Genomic DNA, 1,281 nt, shown 5'->3' on the forward strand with positions numbered 1-1,281 from the left:
TGAAGTGAACCCGAATAGTGGTACATGAAAAAACACCTCCTGAATTCGCATACTAAGTATGCAAATTCATTGGAGGTGTTTTTCGTTTGAAGACAAGAGTTCATTACCCAGAAGAAACAAAGTGGAAAGTCATTGAAATGAAGAAAGACGGTTATTCAAATCGTGCAATTATGGAGAAACTCGGAATTAAAAATGTTTCCCAAATTAAGACATGGATGAAATGGTATCGTACAGATCAAACGTATCGTTTTCAACAACCTGTAGGAAAACAATATTCTTATGGAAAAGGACCAAAAGAGCTCAGTGAATTAGAACAGCTACGTTTAGAAAATAAACATCTAAAAACAAAATTACTTGTATGGGGAAAGTATCTGGAAATCGAAAGGGGCTGAAACCAGAAACTGTAGTTACTTTATGGAGAAATGTACAAACAAAAATAACGGTAAAAGACTTGTGTAACGTATTAGAATTACCCCGTTCTACATTTTATCGTTGGTTACAACGAACGGAAGATCTGAAAGATGATATAGAAGAAAGAGTAAAGGACGTCTGTCTTAGGCATAAATTCCGGTATGGATATCGAAGAGTGACCGCTACTCTTCGAAAAATGGGACTGTGTGTCAATCATAAAAAAGTATTACGAATCATGAGACAAAATCATATTCTTTCAAAAGTGCGTCGGAAGAAAAAGAAATATATCAATGGTGCGGAACCAATGGTAGCCCCTCATCGATTGGAGCGCCAATTCGATGCATCCAAACCAAATGAAAAGTGGTTTACGGATGTGACGTATCTCTTATTTGGAGAGCGTACCTTGTATTTATCAACGATCATGGATGCCTTTAATCGTGAAATTATTAGTTGTGTCATCAGCGAATCACAAACACTGACATTAGCGATGAAAACATTGAAACAAGCAATGAGAGGGCGAAAAGTAAAAGATGTCCTTCTTCACTCGGATCAAGGAAGTATTTATACAGCAAAAGAATTTCAAGCGTATGCCAAAGAAAACGGCATGATCACCAGCATGTCCCGGAGAGGAAATTGCCATGATAATGCCGTCATGGAAAGCTTCTTTGGTCATTTAAAAAGTGAAGCTTTCTATTCACAAAAGATAACAAAAGTATCCAACACAACTGTGCGAAAGATTGTGCTAGAATACATTCATTACTACAATTGTGTGCGAATTCAAGAAAAATTAAACCACCTATCCCCTAAAGAATTTAGGGAACAAGTGGTTTAGGTGTTTTGATTGGTGTCCCGTTTTCGGGGTTCACTTCA

Annotated in this window: 1 protein-coding gene; it reads left to right on the forward strand. The window is 37.1% G+C overall.

What is annotated here, in order from left to right; translation table 11 throughout:
* Positions 1-86 precede the first annotated feature (86 nt).
* A protein-coding gene (locus C4S65_RS33920; RefSeq protein WP_097821174.1) for an IS3-like element ISBt2 family transposase occupies positions 87-1,243 on the forward strand; the annotation gives its coding sequence in 2 pieces (ribosomal slippage) (positions 87-339 and positions 339-1,243; 1,158 coding nt in all).
* The last annotated feature ends 38 nt before the right edge of the window (positions 1,244-1,281 follow it).

The sequence above is a fragment of the Bacillus sp. ok061 genome (assembly GCF_900108285.1).
Taxonomy (GTDB): Bacteria; Bacillota; Bacilli; order Bacillales; family Bacillaceae_G; genus Bacillus_A; species Bacillus_A thuringiensis_S.